General features: G+C 60.0%; 21 protein-coding genes. 15 read left to right on the top strand and 6 right to left on the bottom strand.

Annotated elements, in window-relative coordinates; translation table 11 throughout:
- Window positions 1–13: 13 nt before the first annotated feature.
- From N8H74_RS08760 to rfbC, 3 genes are all read right to left on the bottom strand, one after another.
- A complete protein-coding gene (locus N8H74_RS08760) occupies window positions 14–1,402 on the bottom strand; it encodes a sigma-54 dependent transcriptional regulator (RefSeq protein WP_217831801.1) in 1,389 nt (462 codons plus the stop codon).
- Complete coding sequence (locus N8H74_RS08755) at window positions 1,399–3,207, bottom strand: ATP-binding protein (protein WP_217831802.1); 1,809 nt, start codon at window positions 3,205–3,207, stop codon at window positions 1,399–1,401. The genes N8H74_RS08760 and N8H74_RS08755 overlap by 4 nt, the downstream gene beginning before the upstream one ends.
- 106 nt (window positions 3,208–3,313) lie before the next feature.
- The gene (gene rfbC, locus N8H74_RS08750) at window positions 3,314–3,859 is read right to left on the bottom strand and encodes a dTDP-4-dehydrorhamnose 3,5-epimerase (protein ID WP_262146921.1); all 546 of its coding nucleotides are present in this window, start codon (window positions 3,857–3,859) and stop codon (window positions 3,314–3,316) included.
- Window positions 3,860–4,034: 175 nt separating this feature from the next.
- Between rfbC and N8H74_RS08745 the strand changes: the two genes are divergently transcribed.
- The 3 genes from N8H74_RS08745 to N8H74_RS08735 all read left to right on the top strand — a co-directional run bounded on the left by N8H74_RS08745 (window position 4,035) and on the right by N8H74_RS08735 (window position 8,646).
- Entirely contained in the window at window positions 4,035–6,947 is a 2,913-nt protein-coding gene (locus N8H74_RS08745; RefSeq protein ID WP_262146920.1) for an aminotransferase, read from the top strand.
- 134 nt (window positions 6,948–7,081) lie between these two features.
- On the top strand, window positions 7,082–8,188 hold the full coding sequence (aguA, locus tag N8H74_RS08740; protein ID WP_262146919.1) for an agmatine deiminase: 1,107 nt from the start codon (window positions 7,082–7,084) through the stop codon (window positions 8,186–8,188).
- 245 nt (window positions 8,189–8,433) lie between these two features.
- Complete coding sequence (locus tag N8H74_RS08735) at window positions 8,434–8,646, top strand: hypothetical protein (protein WP_217831806.1); 213 nt, start codon at window positions 8,434–8,436, stop codon at window positions 8,644–8,646.
- 109 nt (window positions 8,647–8,755) lie between these two features.
- On the opposite strand, the gene N8H74_RS08730 is transcribed toward N8H74_RS08735, so the two are convergent.
- The gene (locus tag N8H74_RS08730; RefSeq protein WP_262146918.1) at window positions 8,756–10,846 is read right to left on the bottom strand and encodes a TonB-dependent siderophore receptor; all 2,091 of its coding nucleotides are present in this window, start codon (window positions 10,844–10,846) and stop codon (window positions 8,756–8,758) included.
- A gap of 247 nt (window positions 10,847–11,093) precedes the next feature.
- Here N8H74_RS08730 and N8H74_RS08725 point away from each other — a divergent pair, with 247 nt between their 5' ends.
- The 6 genes from N8H74_RS08725 (at window position 11,094) to N8H74_RS08700 (ending at window position 15,791) form a co-directional block, all read left to right on the top strand.
- Complete coding sequence (locus N8H74_RS08725) at window positions 11,094–11,762, top strand: DsbA family protein (protein WP_262146917.1); 669 nt, start codon at window positions 11,094–11,096, stop codon at window positions 11,760–11,762.
- A 297-nt stretch (window positions 11,763–12,059) separates the two neighbouring features.
- Window positions 12,060–13,346: an OprD family porin gene (locus N8H74_RS08720; RefSeq protein WP_217831809.1), complete on the top strand. Its 1,287-nt coding sequence runs from the start codon at window positions 12,060–12,062 to the stop codon at window positions 13,344–13,346.
- 232 nt (window positions 13,347–13,578) lie between these two features.
- Window positions 13,579–14,325, top strand: coding sequence for a 2OG-Fe dioxygenase family protein (locus N8H74_RS08715; RefSeq protein WP_217831810.1), 747 nt, complete (start codon window positions 13,579–13,581; stop codon window positions 14,323–14,325).
- Window positions 14,326–14,404: 79 nt separating this feature from the next.
- Window positions 14,405–14,782 carry a GNAT family N-acetyltransferase gene (locus N8H74_RS08710; protein ID WP_217832039.1) on the top strand — a complete coding sequence of 126 codons (378 nt, stop codon included), beginning with the start codon at window positions 14,405–14,407 and terminating at the stop codon, window positions 14,780–14,782.
- The gene (locus tag N8H74_RS08705) at window positions 14,779–15,495 is read left to right on the top strand and encodes an AzlC family ABC transporter permease (protein ID WP_217831811.1); all 717 of its coding nucleotides are present in this window, start codon (window positions 14,779–14,781) and stop codon (window positions 15,493–15,495) included. The genes N8H74_RS08710 and N8H74_RS08705 overlap by 4 nt, the downstream gene beginning before the upstream one ends.
- The gene (locus tag N8H74_RS08700; protein ID WP_007909127.1) at window positions 15,474–15,791 is read left to right on the top strand and encodes an AzlD domain-containing protein; all 318 of its coding nucleotides are present in this window, start codon (window positions 15,474–15,476) and stop codon (window positions 15,789–15,791) included. The genes N8H74_RS08705 and N8H74_RS08700 overlap by 22 nt, the downstream gene beginning before the upstream one ends.
- Here N8H74_RS08700 and N8H74_RS08695 read toward each other — a convergent pair.
- The gene (locus N8H74_RS08695; protein WP_217831813.1) at window positions 15,708–16,634 is read right to left on the bottom strand and encodes a LysR family transcriptional regulator; all 927 of its coding nucleotides are present in this window, start codon (window positions 16,632–16,634) and stop codon (window positions 15,708–15,710) included. The genes N8H74_RS08700 and N8H74_RS08695 overlap by 84 nt on opposite strands.
- Window positions 16,635–17,122: 488 nt before the next feature.
- On the opposite strand from N8H74_RS08695, the gene N8H74_RS08690 reads away from it, so the two are divergent.
- From N8H74_RS08690 to N8H74_RS08675, 4 genes are all read left to right on the top strand, one after another.
- Window positions 17,123–17,341, top strand: a complete 219-nt coding sequence (locus N8H74_RS08690; RefSeq protein WP_262146916.1) for a 4-oxalocrotonate tautomerase family protein — start codon at window positions 17,123–17,125, stop codon at window positions 17,339–17,341.
- The gene (locus N8H74_RS08685) at window positions 17,338–17,982 is read left to right on the top strand and encodes a DsbA family oxidoreductase (RefSeq protein ID WP_262146915.1); all 645 of its coding nucleotides are present in this window, start codon (window positions 17,338–17,340) and stop codon (window positions 17,980–17,982) included. Before N8H74_RS08690 ends, N8H74_RS08685 begins: the two co-directional genes overlap by 4 nt.
- A 33-nt stretch (window positions 17,983–18,015) precedes the next feature.
- Window positions 18,016–18,726 (top strand): SDR family NAD(P)-dependent oxidoreductase, encoded by a 711-nt coding sequence (locus N8H74_RS08680; protein WP_262146914.1) that lies wholly within the window; start codon window positions 18,016–18,018, stop codon window positions 18,724–18,726.
- Between the two features lie 324 nt (window positions 18,727–19,050).
- Complete coding sequence (locus N8H74_RS08675; protein WP_225930020.1) at window positions 19,051–19,929, top strand: LysR family transcriptional regulator; 879 nt, start codon at window positions 19,051–19,053, stop codon at window positions 19,927–19,929.
- A gap of 20 nt (window positions 19,930–19,949) precedes the next feature.
- Here the strand turns inward: N8H74_RS08675 and N8H74_RS08670 are convergent, their stop codons facing one another.
- A complete protein-coding gene (locus N8H74_RS08670) occupies window positions 19,950–20,411 on the bottom strand; it encodes a Rid family hydrolase (protein WP_085728611.1) in 462 nt (153 codons plus the stop codon).
- A 260-nt stretch (window positions 20,412–20,671) separates the two neighbouring features.
- Between N8H74_RS08670 and N8H74_RS08665 the strand changes: the two genes are divergently transcribed.
- Both N8H74_RS08665 and N8H74_RS08660 read left to right on the top strand, forming a co-directional pair.
- On the top strand, window positions 20,672–21,358 hold the full coding sequence (locus N8H74_RS08665; protein ID WP_008020170.1) for a hydrolase: 687 nt from the start codon (window positions 20,672–20,674) through the stop codon (window positions 21,356–21,358).
- Window positions 21,359–21,522: 164 nt separating this feature from the next.
- Window positions 21,523–21,924, top strand: a complete 402-nt coding sequence (locus N8H74_RS08660) for an AraC family transcriptional regulator (RefSeq protein ID WP_262146913.1) — start codon at window positions 21,523–21,525, stop codon at window positions 21,922–21,924.
- The last annotated feature ends 594 nt before the right edge of the window (window positions 21,925–22,518 follow it).

Raw genomic sequence — 22,518 nt, 5'->3', positions numbered from 1 at the left:
AATTGACCGTGGTTCATTCGGATTCGTCGGCATGACTGCCGCTGTCGGCGAAGTTCAAGCCGTGTTTGCGCAGTTTGTCGTGCAGGGTCTTGCGCGGAATGCCCAGAGCCTCGGCGAGGCTGCGAACCGAGCTGTGCGGACGCGCCAGTTCGGCGGCGATCAGCGATTTCTCGAAGTTCTCCACCTGTTCGCTGAGGCCACCGCCGCTGACTTCGACCGTGGCGCCGCCATGGCTGTCGGGTTCAGTGTTGTCCAGCGCCAGCTCCAGACCGAGGGCGAAACGCTCTGCCGCGTTTTGCAATTCACGCACATTGCCCGGCCAGCTGTGGCGCAACAGTAACGCCCGTTGCGCCGGTTGCAGCGAGTTGGGCAGCAAGCCGTGGCGCTCGCTGGCTTCATCGGCGTAATGCTGGAACAGCACCAGTGCATCCTCGCCACGTTCGCGCAACGGCGGAATGCGTAGCGGTGCGACGTTGAGGCGGTAGTACAAGTCGGCACGGAACCGGCCCTGATCGGCTGCCTGACGCAGGTCTTCCTTGGTGGCGGCGATGACGCGGATGTCCAGCGGGATCAACTGATTGCCGCCGAGCCGCTCGACTACCCGCTCTTGCAACATGCGCAGCAGCTTCACCTGCACATCGAGGCTCATGCTCTCGATTTCATCGAGGAACAGCGTGCCGCCGTTGGCGAATTCGAACTTGCCGATCCGGCGTTTCTGCGCGCCGGTGAACGCGCCGGGTTCGTGACCGAACAACTCGCTTTCCACCACCGATTCGGCCAGTGCCCCGGCGTTGATCGCCACGAACGGGCCGTTGCGGCGGCTCGACAGATCGTGCAGGGCACGCGCGACCACCTCTTTGCCAGCACCGGTTTCGCCGAGGATCAGCACGTCAGCCTTGGTCGCCGCCAGTGCGCCGATTTGTTCACGCAGGCGCAGCATCGGGGCCGATTGCCCGACCAGTCGCGCGCTCAGTTCATTGCGATCGCTGAGGGCCATGCGCAGGCTGCGGTTGTCCAGCACCAGACGGCGCAGGGCAAGCGCCCGGCGTACGCTGTCGAGTAGGGCGTCACTGGCAAATGGTTTTTCCAGGAAGTCATAGGCACCGGCGCGCATCGCCTGCACCGCGAGGGGCACGTCGCCGTGGCCGGTGATCAGCAGCACCGGAAGTTCCGGATCCTGGGCGTGCAGTTGACCGAGCAGCTCCAGGCCGTCCATGCCCGGCATGCGGATATCGCTGACCACCACGCCCGGCCAGTCGCGCTCCAGTTGCCCGGCCAGCCCGGTGGCTTCGGACAACTGAAGGATTTTCAGGCCCGCCAGATCCAGGGTCTGACCGAGGGCCTGTCGCAGGTGCGGATCGTCGTCGATCAACACCACCTGAATGCGATTGTCGATGGTCATGCACTTCGATCCTCGGACGGTTGCAGGCTGACCCCGGGCGCGCCGGCGCGCAGCCGCAGGGTGATCAAGGCGCCACCTTGCTTGTGGTTGGCGAACGACAGTTCACCACCGAAGGCGCGCATCAGGGTTTCACAGATTGCCAGCCCCAGGCCAAGGCCCTGGGTGCGGGTCTTGGTGGTGTAGAAGGGTTCGCTGGCGCGACCCAGGGCTTCCATGCAGAAACCCGGGCCGTTGTCGCGAATGTACAGGTTGACGCCTTCGCCGGTGGATTCGGCACTCAGCCACAGTTTTCGCGGCGGGCCTTTCTCGGTCAGGGCATCGAGGGCGTTGGCGAGCAGGTTGCCAAGCACCTGGCGCAGGCGGGTTTCCCCGGCCTCGACCCACAGGGTCGCGGCAGGCAGATCGCGGATCAGCTCGACATCCATGCTTCGCCGGCGTTTCGCCAGCAGCGCCAGGGCATCGTCCAGCGCCGGTTGCAGGGCCACGCTTTCCGGGGCATGACGATCACGTCGGGCGAACGCGCGCAGGTGGGCGATGATCGAGGCCATGCGCCCGGTCAGCTCGCTGATCAGCTTGAGGTTGCCACGGGCATCCTCTGTGCGCTGGTGATCGAGCAGTACTTCGGCGTTTTCGGCGTAGCTGCGAATGGCCGCCAGCGGCTGGTTGAGTTCGTGGCTGATGCTCGCCGACATGGTGCCCAACGCCGACAGTTTGCCGGCCTGTACCAGATCGTCCTGGGCACGTACCAGTTCCTGTTGGGCCTGTTCGCGCTCCAGCACTTCCTGTTTCAGGCGCCGGTTGAGTCCTTCCAGGTCGCTGGTGCGTTCGGCGACCCGACCTTCGAGCTCCCGCCGCGCCTTGGCTTCGAAAGCGATCCGTTCCAGGTAATGACGACGGCGCTGCATCATCAGACCCAGCAACAACATGACCACCAGCAACGTGGCACCGCCGATCGCCACCACCGTGCGTACCGGACGGTCGATCAGGGTGCGGGGGGCGAGAATGCTGACACTCCAGCCGGTTTCATCGATGTCCCGGGTCTGGGTCAGCCAGGCGCTGGAGCCGAGGTTCAGCGGGCGCGGGTTGCGGGTCGGGTAAGGCTGGATCGCGGTGATCGCCGCGCGTTCGGTGTCGCTCAGGGTACGGGTCGAGCGGAAACGCCATTCCGGACGCGAGGTGAGGATGACCACGCCGTTGTGATCGGTCACCAGCAGTTGTTCCGGGGTCTTGCCCCACAGGCTTTCGGTGTGGTCGAGGTCGACCTTGATCACCAGTACGCCGATTATCTTTTCGCCGTCGCGCACGGCGGCGGCGAAGAAGTACCCGCGCTTGGCAGAGGTGGTGCCGAGGCCGAAAAAACGCCCCAGGCGTCCGGCCATGGCCTCACTGAAATAGGGTCTGAACGAGAAATTGCGTCCGACGAAACTGTCATGTTTATCCCAGTTCGAGGCCGCGAGTGTCTGGCCGGACGTGGCCATCAGGTACATGACTTCGGCACCGGTCTGCGCCGCGATGTTTTTCAGCAGCAGGTTGGCGTTGGCCTGGGTGACGCCGTCGTCCGGTGCGCGAAGGACAGCGCGCAGCGCCGGCAGGTCGCCGAGTATCTGCGGCAGCACTTCGTAGCGATGCAGGGTGCCCAGCAGGTTGGCGACGTACAGATCGAGGGTCTGGCGGTTCTGGCCGACCAGTTCGCTGCGGTAATAGCGCTCTGCCAGATGTTCCAGCGGCCACAGCAGCGGGGCCAGGCACAGGGCCAGCAGGGCAAGGCTGCGCCAGCGGGGGCGACGGGGAAGGGTCGGTGTCATGAGCATCAAGCGCCTGTGGGTACAGGCGCATTATGCCTAGGCTTGCAGACGCAGTCTGCGCACCCGTTGCCGGGCTCGCAGCGGCGTTGAATATTCATACAAGACTTCAGGAAAAGACGTCGGCGTCCTTGAAGAAGGCTGCTGCCTGATCCTTGCCCGACAGTTTTGGCGCTTCGTCCAGCTGCCAGTCGATGCCCAGGTCCGGGTCATCCCAACGAATGCTGCGCTCGGCGGACGGGGTGTAGTAATCGGTGGTCTTGTAGAGGAACTCGGCGAACTCGCTGAGCACCACGAAACCGTGAGCGAAACCTTCCGGCACCCAGAGCTGGCGATTATTTTCGGCGGACAGGCGCACGGCGACCCATTTGCCGAAGTGCGGCGAGCTACGACGGATATCCACTGCCACGTCCAGTACTTCACCAGCGATAACACGAACCAGTTTGCCCTGGGTGTTTTCCAGTTGGTAATGCAGGCCGCGCAGTACGCCTTTCTGCGAGCGTGAATGGTTGTCCTGGACGAATTGGGTATCCAGGCCGGTGGCTTGCTGAAAAGCCTTGGCGTTGAAACTCTCGTAGAAGAAACCGCGCTCGTCACCGAACACCTTGGGTTCGATGATCAGAACACCGGGCAGATCGGTGTTGATGACATTCATGGGGTATTTCCAGTTACAGGTGAGAATGGCCGCCATTCTTGCTCAAAGTGCCGATGAGCGCGAGTGTCAGGCAATATTTCGCTTCAACCTCGTGGCCCGTTCGACGGAGCGGGGGTTGCAGATCGCTGCCGGCAATGGCGATATAAGCGCCTGATAATAATTCCAGGGGTCGTTCATGTCGTTCGCCACGCTGATTCATCGCGCCAGTTTGCCCAGCCCTCAGGTTTCTGCGCAGCAGGCCCTGCAAGTGCTGGCAGAGCATTACGGCCTCAGCGGCAGGCTGCATCCCCTGGGCAGTCAGCAGGATCTCAACTATCGGGTCGACAGCGAGCGCAACCGTTATGTGCTGAAAATCTGTCGGGGCGACTACTCGCTGGTCGAACTGCAAGCCCAGCATGCCGGCCTCAAATACCTTGCCGAGCATTCGGCTGTCCATGTACCTCGGGTGATCGCGGCCAGTAACGGCGAAGATCTGCTGTCGCTGGAAATCGGCGGTGAAGCGGTGCATGTGCGCCTTCTGGATTACATCGAAGGCCAGTCGCTGACGCATCTCGATCATCTTGGTCATGAAGTGGTGGCCGGGTTTGGCCGGCTCTGCGGCGAAATGGATCTGGCGCTGGCCGGGTTCGATCATCCGGGCCTCGAGCGCACCTTGCAGTGGGACGCCCGTCACGCCCATGCGTTGATCCGTCATTTGCTGCCGGTGATCGAGGACCAGGGCCAGCGTGATTTGATCGGCGAAGCCGCCGCCCAGGCCGAGCACCGTTTGCAGCCGTTGCTGGAAAAACTGCCGGTGCAGGCGATCCACATGGACATCACCGATGACAACGTGGTCTGGCAGCGCGACGCTCGCCGTCACTGGCGACTGCAAGGGGTGATCGATTTCGGGGATCTGATCCGCACCTGGCGTATCACCGATCTGTCGGTGACCTGCGCGGCGCTGTTGCACCATGCCGCAGGCGATCCATTCGTCATCCTTCCCGCCGTGCGGGCCTACCATGCGGTCAATCCACTGCAACACGAGGAGCTGCTGGCGCTGTGGCCGTTGATCGTTGCCCGCGCTGCGGTGCTGGTGCTCAGCGGCGAACAGCAGGTCAGCATCGACCCCGGCAACGCCTACAGCCGTGACAATCTCACTCACGAGTGGGAAATCTTCCGGGTCGCCACGTCGGTGCCGCTGGCGCTGATGGAAGCGGCGATTCTGGCGGCGGTCGGCCAGGCGTTGCCATCCATCGACAGCGCAGGCTTTGCGCCGCTGCTACCGGGTCTGGTCGGACGTGAGTTCGCCCTGATCGATCTGGGCGTGCTGAGCGCGCACTTCGAGGCCGGTAACTGGGAGCAGGCCGGCATCGATCAACGCCTGTTGAGCGAAGCCGCCGCCGTTCATGGCCTGGCGGCCAGCCGTTATGGGCAATACCGGTTGTCTCGTACGCGGCCCGACAGCGCCGACGAACCGGAAACATTCCCGCTGCACGTCGAACTGCGTGTGCCCCAAGGCACAACGGTGGAAGCGCCGTTTGCCGGCGTGCTTCATCAGGCCGCCGAGGGCACGTTGCGACTCGATGGTCCGCAACTGAGCGTGCGCTTGTCGGGAGTGGCGGCGTCGCTGCATGGCGGTGCGGCGCTGGTCAAAGGGCAGGTCCTGGGCACGGTCGATGGCCCGTTGATCGTGCAACTGAGCCGTGGCGCGCAGCTTGATGCGCCGCTGTTTTGCACGCCGACCCGCGCGTTGGCGTGGCAGGCGTTGTGTCCGTCACCGGCGGCATTGCTGGGGCTGGCGTGTGACGCCGAACCGGAGCTGGACGCGCAAACCCTGCTTCAACGCCGCGACGCCAGTTTCGCCCGCACGCAAAAGCACTACTACGTCGATCCGCCACGGATCGAACGCGGCTGGCGCAATCACCTGATCGACATGCAGGGCCGCTCCTACCTCGACATGCTCAACAACGTCGCCGTGCTGGGTCATGGCCATCCGCGCATGGCGGCGGTCGCCAGTCGCCAGTGGTCGCTGCTCAATACCAACTCGCGGTTCAACTACGCGGCGGTGGCGGAGTTCTCCGAGCGTTTGCTGAAGCTGGCGCCGGCGGGCATGGACCGGGTGTTCCTGGTCAACAGCGGCAGCGAGGCCAACGATCTGGCGATCCGCCTGGCGTGGGCCTACAGCAGCGGGCGTGACATCGTCAGCGTGCTGGAGGCTTACCACGGCTGGACGGTGGGCGCCGATGCGGTGTCGACGTCGATTGCCGACAATCCGAAAGCGCTTGAAAGCCGTCCGGACTGGGTGCATCCGGTGACCGCGCCGAACATGTATCGCGGTGAGTTCCGTGGCCTCGATTCGGCGCCCGACTACGTACGCAGTGTCGAGCATCATCTGGCGAGACTCGACGAGCAAAAACGCCAACTGGCCGGATTCATCTGCGAACCGGTGTATGGCAACGCCGGTGGTATCTCGCTGCCGCCGGGGTATCTGCAACAGGTTTACGAGCGGGTTCGTGCCCGGGGCGGTGTGTGTATCGCCGACGAAGTGCAGGTCGGTTACGGGCGCATGGGCAAGTTCTTCTGGGGCTTCGAAGACCAGGGTGTGGTGCCGGACATCATCACCATGGCCAAGGGCATGGGCAACGGCCAGCCGCTGGGTGCGGTGATCACCCGCCGGGAAATCGCCGAGGCGCTGGAGGCCGAGGGTTACTTCTTCTCGTCGGCTGGTGGCAGCCCGGTGAGCTGCCAGATCGGCATGGCGGTGCTGGATGTCATGGAAGAAGAAAAACTCTGGCAGAACGCTCGGGTGGTCGGCGGTCACTTCAAGGCGCGGCTGGAGGCGTTGATCGATAAACATCCGCTGGTGGGCGCGGTGCATGGTTCCGGTTTCTACCTGGGCCTGGAGCTGATCCGTAACCGCGAAACCCTGGAACCGGCAACCGAAGAAACCATGCTGTTGTGCGATCGCCTGCGCGAGCTGGGGATCTTCATGCAGCCGACCGGCGATGACCTGAACATCCTCAAGATCAAGCCACCGATGGTCACTTCGCGCCAGAGCGTGGATTTCTTTGTCGACAGGCTGGATCAGGTGCTCGGAGAAGGCCTGTAAACATCGATCACCGGATTTATATCGATAATTCTCGATGATTTTTTGGTTGGTAGATTTTTTATTGCTTCTAAAGCCGATTTTTATCGGCTATAAAGGCTGTAAATCCTAGACGGTTCCCTGGAGTCCTGATCGCCATGACCACACTGAAAAGTACCCCCCGCGCCGATGGCTTCCACATGCCGGCCGAATGGGCACCGCAAACCCAGACCTGGATGATCTGGCCCGAGCGTCCGGACAACTGGCGTCTGGGCGGCAAGCCTGCGCAGGCCGCACATGCAGCGGTAGCCAAGGCCATCGCCCGTTTCGAACCGGTTACCGTGGCGGTGTCCGCCGGCCAGTACGAAAATGCCCGCGCCCGCCTCGACGTACCGAATATCCGCGTGGTCGAGATGTCCAGCGATGACGCCTGGGTACGCGACAGCGGCCCGACCTTCGTCATCAACAACAGCGGCGAAGTGCGCGGCGTGAACTGGGATTTCAATGCCTGGGGCGGTTTTGACGGTGGTCTGTACTCGCCTTGGAACCGTGACTCGCAGGTGGGCGGCAAGATCCTCGAGATCGAGCGCAGCCCGCGTTATCGCACCGAAGGCTTCGTGCTCGAAGGCGGTTCGATCCACGTCGACGGCGAAGGCACGCTGATCACCACTGAAGAGTGCCTGCTCAACCGCAATCGCAACCCGCATCTGGAACGCGGTGAAATTGAAGCGGTACTGCGTGACAACCTGTCGGTGGAAAAAATCATCTGGCTGCCGGATGGCCTGTTCAACGACGAAACCGATGGTCATGTGGATAACTTCTGCTGCTACGTGCGTCCGGGCGAAGTGTTGCTGGCGTGGACTGACGATCCGCAGGATCCGAATTACCCGCGCTGCCAGGCGGCGATGAACGTGCTGCAAGGCAGCACTGACGCCAAGGGGCGCCCGTTTACGGTGCACAAAATGCCGATTCCGGGGCCGCTGTTCGCGACCGAGGAAGAGTGCGCGGGCGTGGACCCGGTGGACGGCACCCAGGAGCGTAATCCTTCGGTACGTCTGGCCGGTTCCTACGTGAATTTCCTGATCGTCAACGGCGGCATCATCGCCCCGAGTTTCGACGACCCAATGGACGGCCCGGCCAGGGAAATCCTGCAGAACCTGTTCCCGCAACATGAAGTGGTAATGGTGCCGGGGCGCGAACTGTTACTGGGCGGCGGCAATATTCACTGCCTTACCCAACAGCAGCCTGCGCCGCACAAAGAGTGAGTGGAGACGTAACAGCTTGAGTTGACTAAACATTCGCTCGGGCCGTTGCTCGTCAGCGCCGCTTGAAGAGAAACCCGCAGCCCGTCAGGACTGCGGGTTTCTTTATATCCGCTGGTCGGCAAAAAACAGGCTTTGGCATAGCTCTTGTATCCGACAGGTAGCACTAGGGAGGGGGGAGAACTTCAATAGTTCTGTCATAAACCTTGGATAACTTAGCCGCTCACGAACGGGGAGAGAGCGCTGACATGAACGCCGAAGTGAACGTAATCAGCGAGCGGACGATGCATCCCATGGCTGTTAACAGTGAGTCGCTCCAGATTGTCGCGCACTGGTTGAAATCCAATGGAACGCGTCAGATCAGGGAACCTGATCCGCGCCGGATGATGATCGAGCGTTACCCCGCTGACCTGTTCAGCGAGGCCGAACTGGATGCCTTGTGGGATGTGATGGCAGGATAAGAAAAACAAACAGGGATTGGTAAAAGCGCTGCCGGGATGGCGGCGCTTTTTTATGGGCGCGGGAAAAATCTGTGGGAGCAAGTCGCTCCCACAATTTTTTGGGAAAGGGTCAGAAGCTGTAGGTCCCGCTCATCACCACGCTGCGCGGCGCGCCCGGCATGATCTGCGCGGCGCTGGTGGCTGACGAGTAGTACTCGCGATCGGTGATGTTGTTCAGCGCGGCGCTGATATCCCAATCCTTGTGACGATACCCGGCCAGCGCGTCCCAGCGGCCGTAGCCTGGCAGTACGGTGGTGTTGGCGTTGTCGGCATAGCGCTGGCCGACCAGGGTCAGGCCGGTTTCGGCGTACCAGCCCAGCTCCGGTTTCCAGGTCAGGAACAGGCTGCCGTTGTGTTTGGCCACGTTGTTCACGCGCTTGCCTTCCAGGCCGTTGTTGTCCTTCTCGATCTTGGTGTCCTGCACGCCGACACCGCCGCGCACGTACCAGTTGCCGGCAATCTTGCCGGTGCCGGTCAGCTCGATCCCGCGTGAACGTTGAAGGCCGGTCAGTACGGTGATGGTCGGGTCATGCGGGTCGCTGGTGCGACGGTTGTAGAGTTCCAGATCGTAGACGGCCAGGGTGGTGCTCAGGCGATCGTCGAGCCAGTCGCTCTTCACACCGATCTCTTTCTGCTTGGTCAGCTCCGGACTCAAGTCGTTGCTGTTGCCGGCGGCACCCGGGGTAATGCCGATCAGACCGCCGCCCACCGGGGAAAAGGTCTTGGTCCACGAGGCATAGAACGAATGATTTTGCAGTGGCGTCCAGACCACGCCGACCCGTGGGCTGGTGCTATGGCTGTCACGATCTTCGGAAATGTTGCGCAGTTTGTTGGTCGACTCGATGTCGAAAGTGTCGTAGCGCAGACCGGCCAGCAATTGCCATTGATCGTTCAGGCGCAGTTGATCCTGGACGTAGATCGCACGGCTTTCGACTTCGGTGTGGCTGTCGCTCGACACCTGCATGCGCCCGGTGTGGCGCAGGTCGCGATTGGGGTTGTACAGATCCAGGGCTGGCACTGGCGAGCTGCCGCGCCCGGAAGTGGCGGCGTTGTACAGCTTCGGGTCACGGCGCTGGCTGCCGGTTTCCAGGCCGGTCAGCAGACGATGCTCAAGACCGAATGTCTCGAATCCGCCTTCAAGCTCGACGTTGTTGTAAACGTTGCGAGTGGTCAGGTCCTGCTGCCAGTGCTGGCGCGTGACCTTGTTGGTCGCGGGCGTGAAGCCGGTGAGGTAGGTGTTGTCGAAATCGCTGTCGAGCTTGAACACCCCGAGGGTGTGGCGCAGTTGCCAGTTGTCGTTGATTTCATAGCTGAGTTTGGAGCGCAGGGATTGCGTCTTGTCGTCGATGAAATCGTGATCGTTGCCGTAGGTCGTATCGCTGCCGACGTTGGCCGGGCGTCCGTTCACGCCGGGAACGCCACGATCCGGGGTGCGGTTGTAGCGGCTGTATTCGTACTGCACCAGCCAGTTCAGATCAGGCGTCAGTTGCCAGCTCATTGACGGTGCGAACAACTGGCGGTTGCCGCTGACGCCATCGCGGTAGCTGTTCTGATCCATGTTGCCCATGTTCAGGCGCAGGCTGATGTTCTCGCTCGGGTCGGTGCTGAGGTCCGCGTAGAGGCTGCGCAGGTCATCGCTGCCACCCTGGGCTTCGATGGTCGAGCGGCGGCCGAACTCGGGCGCCTTGCTGACGCGGTTGACAATCCCGCCCTGGCTGCCACGGCCGTAGAGCACGGCAGCCGGGCCTTTGAGCACTTCGACGCGCTCGATGTTGTGCATGTCGCGCTTGTATTGGCTATCGTCGCGAATACCGTCCAGATAGAAATCGTTGCTGGCGTCGAAACCACGGATGCGCAGGCTGTCGAAGCGGGTGTCGGCGCCGCTGCTGACGTTGGGGATGCCGCTCAAGGCGTCGCCGATGTCATTGATGCCGTAGCTCGCGACGTTGCTGGTCTTGATCGAGTCGATGGCCTGCGGCACGTAGCGTACCGGCGTCGAGGTGCGGGTGGCGGTGTTGCTGACCTTCACGCGCGGGTCATCGGCTTGCGCTTCGGCACTGATCGCGGTGGCGGGCAATTCGGTCGCAGAGTAGGCGAAGCCGCTGGAGAGAAAGGCAGAAAGCCCAAGGGTGACGGGCGTAAGGCTGAACGGGGCAGGCATTGAAAAGCGCATCCGAAAGGGTGGAAGAATTCGAGCGCGCGAATGGTAATGCTTTGCATTTACTGCCGTTAATTATTCGTGAAAAGTACATCGATTCTATTGTTTCAATTTATGTCATGGTTGTTACAAAGCGGATTTGCAGCGCATTCGTCCGATTCGCGAAACAGTCTGAGAGCCAATCCGGCGTTTTTCCGCCGCTGTTGCAGGACTACTCTGCCGCCATTGTTTTCTGCCGGAGTTGCTCCCGATGATTCTTCATTACATTTACGACCCGCTGTGTGGCTGGTGCTACGGCGCCAAACCGCTGGTGCAAGCCGCACAGCAAGCACTTGCGGTCGTCGCCCATGGCGGCGGCATGATGACCGGCGCCAACCGCCAGAACGTTTCGCCGCAGTTGCGCAATTACGTCATGCCTCACGACCGCCGAATCGCCGAGTACACCGGCCAGCCCTTTGGCGAGGCCTATTTCGAGGGGCTGCTGCGCGATCACACGGCGGTATTCGATTCTGCGCCGCCGATTGCCGCTGTGCTGGCAGCCGAGCAGATTGATGGCCGTGGTCTGCACTTGCTTGGCCGTTTGCAGACCGCGCATTACGTGGAAGGCCGACGGATTGCCGACAAGGCGGTATTGCTGGAACTCGCCGGCGCCGAAGGCTATGACCATAAAACCTTTCTCGACGCCTTCTTGCGCGCGGATACCGACAGGCACGTCCAGGCCAGCCGCCGATTGCTTGCCGAGGTCGGCGGGCAAGGTTTTCCGACGTTCGTCCTTGAGCAGGACGGTCAGTTCACCTTGATCGACATCAGCCCGTGGCTAGGCAAACCCGAGGCGTTCGCAGAGTGGCTACGTGAGACGAACCCGGATACCCCATCAGCCGATGGCGTTGCGGTGTGTAATCTCGACGGTTGTGTCTGATCGACATCAAAATCCCTGAACCCTGGCGGTTTTGTGCAAGCGGCTATCGCGATGAAGTCATTTCTTAGACGTTTTTCGCCTATTTAAAGACGATTCTTGAAATTGACACATTGTTAAGGGCGCGGCTACGATTCGGCCCAACGCCTGTGGCTAACCGCCATGACTCAAAATAATAAGAAGGCCCGCCACGGTTTTGTCGTGGGCGGGCCTTTTTTTTTTCGGGGTGAAAAAAGAGTGCATCAGCGCCGTTTCAGCCGTTCGACACAGCGCGTTTCAACCCGTAATAAGGAAAACAAAATGTTGAACAAGCGAATCAGCCTGATCGCGCTGGGGATGTTGAGCGCCACACAGGCCATGGCTAATGACCAGGCCGAATCCAAGGGTTTTGTAGAAGACAGCAGCCTCAAAGTGCTGCTGCGCAACGCCTACATCAACCGTGACTATAAAGACGGCAACGCGGATAAAGCCGAGTGGGGCCAGGCGGCCATCGGTACGTTCTCGTCCGGTTTCACCCAGGGCACCATTGGTGTGGGTGTGGACGCCTTCGGTCTGTACGCACTGCGTCTGGACGGCGGCAAAGGCCGCAGCGGCGCCGGCGGTATCGATTTCTTCAAGCAGGGCGACAGCGGCAACGCGGCTGATGACCTGTCCAAGGGCGGCGCGGCGGTCAAGTTCCGTCTCTCCAACACCGTGCTGACCTACGGCGACCAGATGCCGGCCCTGCCGGTGCTGAACTACGACAACTCGCGTTTGCTGCCGGAAAGCTACACCGGTACTTTGATCACTTCCAAAGAGATCAAAGGCCTGGAACTGAACGCCGGTCGCTTCACCGCCGAATCGCGCAAGAGCGCTGAAGGCCGTGACAGCGGTGGCCTGAAGTCGATCAACGTGTTGGGCGGCAGCTATCAGTTCACCGAGCGCTTCAAGGGTGCTCTGTACGCTTCCGACGTCGAAGACGTGCTGAAGAAACAATACGTGAACGCCAACTACGTGTTGCCGATCGACAAGGATCAGTCCCTGACCCTGGACTTCAACGGCTACCGCACCAAGCTGGACAATTCCTATGTCCGCGAAAACGGTGTAACCGGCGACGACAACAAGATCTGGAGCCTGGCAGCGACCTTCGCCACCGGCCCGCACTCGTTCACCGTGGCGCACCAGCGCTCCACCGGCGACAGCAACCTGGGCTATGCCTATGGCGGCTACCAGAAAGGTCAGGGTCGTGTCGGCGATGGCGGCAATACCATCTACCTGGCGAACTCCTACTGGTCGGACTTCAACGCTGAAGACGAGCGCAGCTGGCAGTTGGGCTACGGCCTGGACTTCGGCGCATTCGGCGTACCGGGTCTGAGCTACAACTTCGCTTACGTGCGTGGCGACAACATCACCACCTCCACCAGCGAAGGCGGCACCGAGCGCGAGATCTTCAACCAGTTCAAGTACGTCGTGCAGAGTGGCCCGGCCAAAGACCTGAGCGTGAAACTGCGTAGCTCGATCCTGCGTGTTTCGCAGAAGTCCAGCGAGTACAACATCAGCGGCAACGAGCTGCGAGTGTTCGTGGATTACCCGATCAACATCTTCTGATGATCGTTTGAGTTGAAAGACTCATGAGAAAAACCCCGATTTGGTTCGGGGTTTTTTTTGACGTTTTTCTGAAAAAAACCGAAAAAACCTGTGTTTTTGTCATTTAAAAGTTCATTTACGGGCACTTCAACAGGCGTTTCAAACAACGCTTCACATGCCTGAAATTCTTTCTCATGGACGCAAATTCTCCACCTAATAAATTAGGTCGCTCAACGCATCGGAGAATTTGGTAATGATCGTTTTAAACAAAGAAGTGGGCGAATCCCTACGGCGCGACAAATATGCCAACGTGCAGGGCGCCGACTTCAACCTGTACGGTCATTTCACCGACTTCACCCGACTGACCCGCAGTTGGGAAAACATGGAGCCTGACAGCTACTACGGTCAGGCAGACGCGGGCATGCGCTACCGCCGTTACAGCGACTTCGAATACAACCCCAAGACCCGCGAGCTGAAGCAGCTCGAGCACCGCGCCTATGTGCAGTCCAAGGAAAACAATGCTTACGTGGGCGGGGTAGTACGGCACTTTCAGGACTTCTCCGACGAAGTCCTGCACTCGCCGGTGATGCGCAGCCTGATCGACACCGATTTCGAAGTGTACAAAAGTGTGCTGCCGGAAGAGCTGCACGATGAAATCTGGCAGTGCCAGATCCATCAGATCCGCATCGAGATCAAACCCGGCAAGCAATTGGAGATCACCCCTGAAGGCATTCACTGCGACGGTTATCCGTTCAGCGGCGTGCATTTCTGGGGGCGCAACAACGTCGAGGGCGCGGAGAGCCGGCTGTACGACATTCACGAGCATCAGTTGGCGTCGACCACCTACCAGGAAATTCTCGACACCACCTACTTCCTCGACCGTGACATGCGTCACTACGTGACGCCTGCGCGCAACACCCACTCTCATGCCATGGCGTACCGGCAGATTCTGGCGATTTCCTTCTCGCGGCCCGGGACCGCTTTCGACATTGTTCGCTAATCAGATCACCCCAGTCGACGGCGTCGAGTGCTCGACGCCGGTGGTGCTGCGACGCGCCACCGCCAAGGACGCGCAGCGCATGGAGCGCTTCTTCCGCCAGTTCGACGAAGTCTCCTTCTGCGAATGGCAGGACGCCAAATGCCTGCGCGGTGTGCTGATCCAGAAAACCACCACCGCCTACCTGGCCCTCGACGTGACCGGCGAAATCGTCGGCGCGGTGCTCGGTGGCATGCTCGGCAGTCGCGGCACCATCAACCATCTGGCGGTCGGCCTGCGCTATCGCAGCCAGGGCGTTGGCCAGCGACTGGTGGAAGCGGCGTCGGCCGAGATGAAACGGGTCGGTGTGTTGCGGATGTTTCTGTTCGTCGACGATGCTAACCTCGCGGGCAAGCGATTCTGGGCTGCCCAGGGTTTTTGCGAGCCTCACGGCGAACGGACATTTGAGAGGGATCTATGAATGAAACGTCCGGCAGTGCGCCGCTGATGGCTGAGCGTCAGCCGTCGCGCACGTTTGCCGAAGCCAGCCCGGTAGTGGCGGGTTACTTTACGGTGTCGTTCGTGTTCGGGCTGATGGCGGTCAACGCCGGGTTGCCCCTGTGGCTGCCGGTGGCGATGTGTCTGTTCGTCTACGCCGGGGCTTCGCAATTCGCGGCGCTGGCGCTGATCAGCAGCGGAGCGTCGCTGACCACCATCGTGCTGACCACCTTCCTGATCAACGCTCGGCACATGCTGATGTCGGTGTACATGGCCAAGGCCCTGCGGGTGCTCGGCCTCAGTCGCATGGAGCGCTGGTGCTATGCCGGCGGGCTGACCGACGAATCGTTCGCCTTCCACAGCGTCAAACTGGGCAACGGCGCGCCGGTGAACGTGCGTTATCTGATCGGCTTCAATCTGTTCTGCCACACCTCATGGGTACTCGGCGGATTGCTCGGCGCGCTCTGCGCGCAGTACGCGTCGCACCTGATCAAGTACCAGCTCGACTACGCGCTGACCGCGATGATGCTCTACGTGCTGGTGTCGCTGTGCAACACCCGGAAAAAACTCGTCGCCGCCCTGGCTGCTGTTCTGTGCATGGGAGCGCTGAGCCTGGTCGGCACTTCGCCGTTCAACGTATTCATCGCCACGTTCGTGGGTTGCGGAGTGGGTGTATGCCTGACCAAACGTTCCTGATCCTGGTGGTCGCGCTGATGATGGCCGTGACCTTCCTGCCGCGTGCGTTGCCATTGCAGGTCAACACCGAGCACTGGCCACCGTTCATCGCGCGGGCGCTGGAGTACCTGCCGGTGGCGATCGTCGCTGCGATCAGCCTGACACCCTTGTTGATCAAGGATCAGCACATACAGCTCGATCGCCCGGAATTTTATGCAGCGATCCCGACGTTGCTATGTGCGTATTTCAGCAAAAACCTCTTTCTCAGTGTGGCGGTTGGGACGGCCGCGTACATTGCGCTCGGCTCGTTCATGTAGCGGCAGGTCGACCACATCGTTCAACGCCTGGCCGGGCAGGTCCGGGTTGTTCACCGCCAGGCGTACTTCGAGGAAGTCCTCGAAGCCCGGGAAAATCGTCAGGCCGTTCTTCTGCGCTGCTTCACGAGAGACCATGCCGACGCCATCCATTTGCGTGATCAACGACAGCGTCAGGGTTTCACTGCAGGAGTAGACCATGCGCTGGCCGTTCTCGTGATTGCCCAGCCCTGCGTCGAGAAAACGCAAAAAGCTGTGGGAATACGGACAATCTTCCGCAGGACGCACCTGAAACTTGTTACCGAGCAAGGTCAGCGGGTCGTTCTCCTGACCGCAATGCGCACCGACCACCTGCACCTGCACTTCCGGCAGGACAATGCTCGGCAGCCCCGGACGCTGCGGGCCGATCAGCACCGCCAGGTCGAAGTCCTCGTTCTTCAGCTTGCTGAGGTTTTCCATCGACTCGGCGTAGCTGAATTCCAACTGATAATCGGGAAACACCTCGATCAGGCGTCCGATCATTCGCCGGTTGAAGTCAGGCGCCAGCGTGGTGTTCAGCGCCACCTTCAACGTGCGTTGTCCCGGCACTTTCAGCGCCTCGACTTTCTCTTCCATCTGACGCGTGGCGATCAGCACTCTGTCCATATAGGGCGTCAGCTCGGTGCCCTGCGGCGTCAGCGTCAGCCCTTTGTTGGAACGGCGAAACAAGCGGAAACCGAACTGCTCTTCGACCTTGTTCAACTGCGCGGCCAACGCCTGCACCGTCAGACAGGAATGTTCGGCTGCGGCCGACAACGAGCCGGTCTGCACGATGCGCATGAGGTTGCGTAAGGTTCTGCTATCCATGGGTAATGCCCTCTGAAGTGGGCTGGGTATTGTTGTGTACGTAACTGCCGATCCGGCGCCATCTGCTGGCTATATTCCTGCACCTGAGCATAGTTGTCGCGGATTTAGTAGCCAATTGATGTCCCCGCCGATGGCTGGAGGCTGACACAGGATCGGGTTTTTTGGTGACGCGGGGGTGATGGGGGTCAAAAAAAGTGCCTTGTTTTGGGGCGCAAAGGCACTTTTTCGCGGGAAAGGTTGAACCTGCCCCATGACAACAGGCGCGCGAGTTCCGTCCGAGAAAACCGCGCGAGCGATGATGGAGGCGCGGGAAATCCGCAGGCATTTCCACGCAGTGCGCAATGAACCAAGGAAGTACGGCCGCTAATTCATTACACCGCATCATAAATGAAGTACCCCGGCCCTACTTTTTCCCCTCCCGCCACACGCCTAAATTGAGCTCCAACACCTGACCATCATCCCGAGGCCAGGTCACTGGAGTCATCGTCATGCCATTTGTCAGCGTACGTATTACCCGCGATGGTGTTACCTCCGAGCAGAAGGCTCAGGTGATCGCCGAGATCACGGAAACCCTGGAGCGCGTCCTCAATAAACGTCCGGACCTGACCCACATCGTCATCGAAGAAATCGACACCGATAACTGGGGTTACGCCGGAATGACCACCACCGAATACCGCCGGCAACTGGCGGAACGGGGCCAGTCATGACCGCCACTGTCACCATCGACTTCGTCTCCGACGTGGTGTGCCCCTGGTGCGCGCTCGGCGCGACAGCCCTGGAGCAAGCGATCGGCAATCTGGCCGGCGAAATTTCGGTAGAGCTGACCTACAAGCCCTTCGAGCTCAACCCGGACATGCCCGCCGAAGGCGAGCCGGCGGTGCAGCACCTGATGCGCAAATACGGTCGCAGTGCCGCCGATGTCGCCGCCGGCAAGAAGATGCAGATCGAACGCGGCAAGGCCATTGGTTTCGAGTTCGACCTGGAGAAGCGCACGCACTTCTACAACACCTTCGACGCCCATCGCCTGCTGTTGTGGGCGGCGCAGGAAGGCAAGCAAGTCGCGCTGAAGAAGATCCTCCTGCGTGCTTACTTCCGCGACGGCGAAAACCCGAGTGACCGTCCGACCCTGGCGCGGCTGGCCAGCGAAGCCGGCCTCGATGCGGTGCGAGCCCGCAAGGTACTGGCCAGCGACGAATTCGCCAGCGAAGTGCGGCAACTGCAAGCGCTCTACCGCCAGCACGGCATCAACTCGGTGCCGGCACTGATTCTGAACGGCACGCATCTGGTGTCCGGTTCGCAATCGGTCGAGTACTACGAACAAATGCTGAGGCAACTGGCTGCGGCCTGATCCAACACCCATTTATTGATTGAGGAATTCATCATGAGCAACTTTAAAAAAACCGTCGTCATCACCGGTGCATCCCAAGGTCTGGGCGAAGGCATGGTCAAAGCCTTCCGTGAACTGGGCTACAACATCGTCGCCACTTCACGCTCGATCAAGCCATCGAGCGACCCACAGATCCTGACCATCGCTGGCGACATCGGCGACCCGGCCACCGCCCAGCGCGTCATCAGCGAAGGCCTGGCCCGCTTCGGTCGCATCGACACGCTGGTCAACAACGCCGGCATCTTCGTCGCCAAACCGTTCACCGCCTACACCCCGGAAGACTACGCGGCGGTGCTGTCGGTCAACCTCAACGGCTTCTTCTACATCACCCAACTCGCCATCACCGAGATGGAAAAACAAGGCAAGGGCCACGTGGTCAACATCACCACCAGCCTGGTCGACCACGCCGTCGACGGCGTGCCATCGGTCCTCGCCTCCCTGACCAAGGGCGGCCTCAACGCGGCAACCAAATCCCTGGCGATTGAATACGCCAAACGTGGAATCCGGGTGAATGCGGTATCGCCGGGCATCATCAAGACGCCGATGCATGGCGAAGAAACCCACGCGGCACTGGGCGCTCTGCACCCGGTTGGGCACATGGGCGAGGTCGAGGATATTGCGCAGGCCGTGGTGTATCTCGACAACGCCGGGTTTGTGACCGGGGAGATTCTGCATGTGGATGGTGGGCAGAGTGCCGGGCACTGATAACGGCTGAAACACAAAGCCCTCGCGGAGATGCGAGGGCTTTTTTATGGGCGACAGATATGGATCTGGAGTCAGCACTTTGACCGCAGTCGATCATCCCTTCCGCAGAGAACACGCAGGAATCCGCCAAAAGCCGCCGTGGTGGCAGGCAGCAGACCCATCGCCGGAACAATGGGGCTGCTTCACCCAAACCCTTCTCGTATCATCAGCGCCTTCGCCTCTGGAACGAACTGTGTGAAATCGCCAACTGGAAAAGCTCCGGCTACCCCTGACGGGACGAAGTGGGACGTAGGCGAGGCTGTCAATCAGCTCTCGTGGGACGACTTGCGCATCATCAAGACGCTCAGTGATTGCGGCAATCGTTCGGCTACGGCCAAGAAGCTTGGCATCAATGTATCCACCGTTTCGCGCCGCGTTGCTCAGGTTGAGCGAACGCTCGGCATCGCGTTGTTCGATCATCGCAAATCAGGGTATCTGCTCACCGCCGAGGGGGCTGAACTGCGAGCACTCGCCGAGCGAGTGGAGCTGGATATCGTCAGCGTCACGCGGCGTGTTTCACGTTCAGGCCAAGGCCCCCTCGGGAAACTTCGAATTACCACCAGCGACTCGCTGCTGCTGTACTTCTTCACCCCCATCATTGCAGACTTCAAGGCCCTGAACGAGGGGATCACCATCGAGGTGCTGGTGGGCAATGAAACCCTCAGCCTTGCCCGGGATGAATCGGATATCGCGATTCGAGCGACGAGAAAACCTGCAGAAAGCCTGGTGGGACGCAAACTGGCGAACATTGCCTGGGCACCTTACTGCTGCGCCAGGCAGGTGACGGCCTTGCCCCTTTTCGAAGAGGGCCAGGCATGGGTGTCATACTCCGCAGCGCTCTGCGGTTTGAAGGCGACAAGCTATGTCGAAAGCCGAGTTGCTGCCGAGCGCATAGCGTACCGCACCGATTCTGTTGCAGCGGCAAGCGCTGCAATCGCGGCGGGCCTGGGATTTGGATTTCTTCCCTGCATGCTGGGCGACATAACCCCAGGGTTGGTACGCGCCGGCCCGGTGGTGCCGGAGCTTCAGGATGAGTTGTGGCTGCTGACTCACCAGGACATTCGAAAATCGTGGCGAGTCAAAGCATTCATGACCTTCTGCGCCGCTGCCGTGGCCAGTCAAAAGCCCTTGGTCGAGGGGCAATTGATACTCCCGGCCACTTAGATCGAAACCGGGAGTGCGGCTCAGATGTCTCGGGCGCCAATCACGGCCTTGCACACGATCTCAATCAGCTGCGGACGCTGGGCAAGTCTCGACACCCCAATGATATTGCTCGCGCACTGAGGCCGCTCAGTGCCATAGGCTGCCTTGCGCACTTTGCCGACCACCGCGAACGCAGCGTCCATGTCCAGTACATAAAGCGTTTCCTCGACAACGTCTTGCATGGTTGCGCCATACAGGGCGAGCAGCTTCGAAATGTTGTCGTAAGAGACCCGCATCTGTTCTCCCATCGAAGAGAAATCACTAGGCTTGCCGTCGGCGTCCAGCGGCGCCGGGGCCACCAGATTACCTTCCTCATCATGGTTGAATTGACCTGATACGTAGATCTCGTTTCCTACCCGCCGTGCCTGGGGATAACCATAAGCCTCTTCCCAGGAAACACCCCAGTAGGCGGTCTGCTTGTTGAACGGTTGTGAAGCTGCCATTGCATTCTCCTGCACATGACGGATCGGCTTGATCCGAATGGATGGGCCGAATGCTAGCAGCGCGACCGTGTATTTGATGGCTCATAAATGAGCCGACAGGGGCGCAAATATGCGCCACCGAGAGGCGTCTTGATTCGTTATCTTTTGCTCGTCCTCAAGCAACGACGCTGAGGAGTGCGCTCGTGGCTACGGTAATGCCCGCAAGGTGCGGGACCCGAGACTTGTGCGATTGAACTTCATCAAGCTGAAAGGAAACAAAAATGAGCAATCCTAAAACTGAAGTCCTGACTCCGCTCAATAGCCAACTGATCTTCATCGATCAGCAGCCACAGATGGCCTTCGGCGTTCAGAGCATTGACCGCCAAACGCTGAAAAACAATACCGTTGCCTTGGCCAAGGCAGCGAAGATTTTTAATGTCCCCACCACCTTCACCACGGTTGAGACAGAAAGCTTCTCAGGTCACACCTACCCCGAGCTACTCGCTGTGTTCCCGGACGCGCCACTGCTGGAGCGCACCTCCATGAACTCCTGGGATGATCAGAAGGTACGTGACGCACTCAAGAGAAATGGTCGCAACAAGATCATCGTCTCCGGCTTGTGGACCGAGGTATGCAACGCCACCTTCGCCCTGTCGGCAATGAACGATGCCGGCTATGAAATCTACATGGTTGCAGACGCTTCCGGCGGCACCACCAAAGAAGCCCACGATTACGCCATGCAGCGCATGATCCAGGCCGGTGTAGTACCGGTGACCTGGCAACAGGTGCTGCTGGAATGGCAACGGGACTGGAAGAACCGCGACACCTACGACGCCGTAATGGAACTGGTAAAGGAACATTCCGGTGCCTATGGCATGGGCGTCGACTACGCCTACACCATGGTGCACAAGGCGCCTGAGCGCGTTCAGCATGGCCCGACCCTGGCGCCTGTCGCTGCATCTGTCTGAACCCTCGCCAGCCCCAGCCCTGGGGGCTGTTCACAGACTTGCGAAGGGTGCGCAGTCGACTGAACCGAGTCAACGAGCCTGGCCTGGAACCACTGGGGACTTCCAAGGCCCGGCGCTGTTCGAGTCAGGCGCTCGCATCCCGTTACCTGGACTAACGGGTGTGTATGAACAAGGACAAATCTACCGTGCTGGCGACTCTCACACTGTCTTCGACAGGGCAGCTCAAACCCTGGCAGATAAGAACTGCCAAACAACTGATGCTGGACAGGCTGGATACCGGCATTTCAGTGACTGAACTCGCCGAAGCTTGCGCATTGTCGCGCAGTCACTTCTCACGCATGTTCAAGGAGAGCACCCGGATGCCCCCGCAGCAATGGCTGCGTGAACAGCGGGTCATGAAGAGCAGAAAGTTATTGAAGACTTCCACGATGTTGCTCACAGAGATCGCACTGGAATGCGGCTTCAGCGATCAATCTCACTTCTGCCGTACGTTCGTGAAGGCTGAAGGCATGACACCGAAGGCTTGGCAGCAACAAGCAATCCGCCCGATTGCTGTTGTTGCTTGAGACGGTAAGGCACCCTCAACGCGTGGGCGAGCCAAACGGACTGAGGTGTGAAAAAGATGACAGATCTATTTTTCCCGGCCAGCTAGTTACGGGAAGTACGAAATCGTCTTGGTGGAGATCAAAACGGGAGACGTGAAATTTTTGGAGGTGGACGTTTTCGCGTTTTGACGTGAGGTTTTTTCAAACCCCGGAAACAACAAAGCCCCTGCATTTCTGCAGGGGCTTTGTTTTGTATGGTGCCGGCACCAGACGAACGGTTGTTGGCTGTGAGGCCCCGATTTTGGCGGGACTGGAATTTGGTGGATTTTCTGACTTGCCTCAAAGGGTATCTATAAAAAATCAGCTAGTTATGGCTTTCTGTGGAATCGAATCGGGAATTTTTTGGCCCTATCGATTGCTGCTATGCGAGAGGACGTCTGCTGCTAAAGACATCTTGAAAGCTTCGGTGAGATCTGAGAACACAGGTTTCGAATACTAGCTAGGAAGGGGCACAAAATATCTCGAAGCAGCCTTTTACAGACGACCGCTATCGACCCAAAGGCGCCTCTGGCTAACGGCTGCTAATGGATAAGAGCAGAAATGCGCTTATTTACT

Source organism: Pseudomonas sp. B2M1-30, from assembly GCF_025447575.1.
Taxonomy (GTDB): domain Bacteria; phylum Pseudomonadota; class Gammaproteobacteria; order Pseudomonadales; family Pseudomonadaceae; genus Aquipseudomonas; species Aquipseudomonas botevensis.
This window is presented reverse-complemented; position numbering and strand designations above follow the sequence as displayed.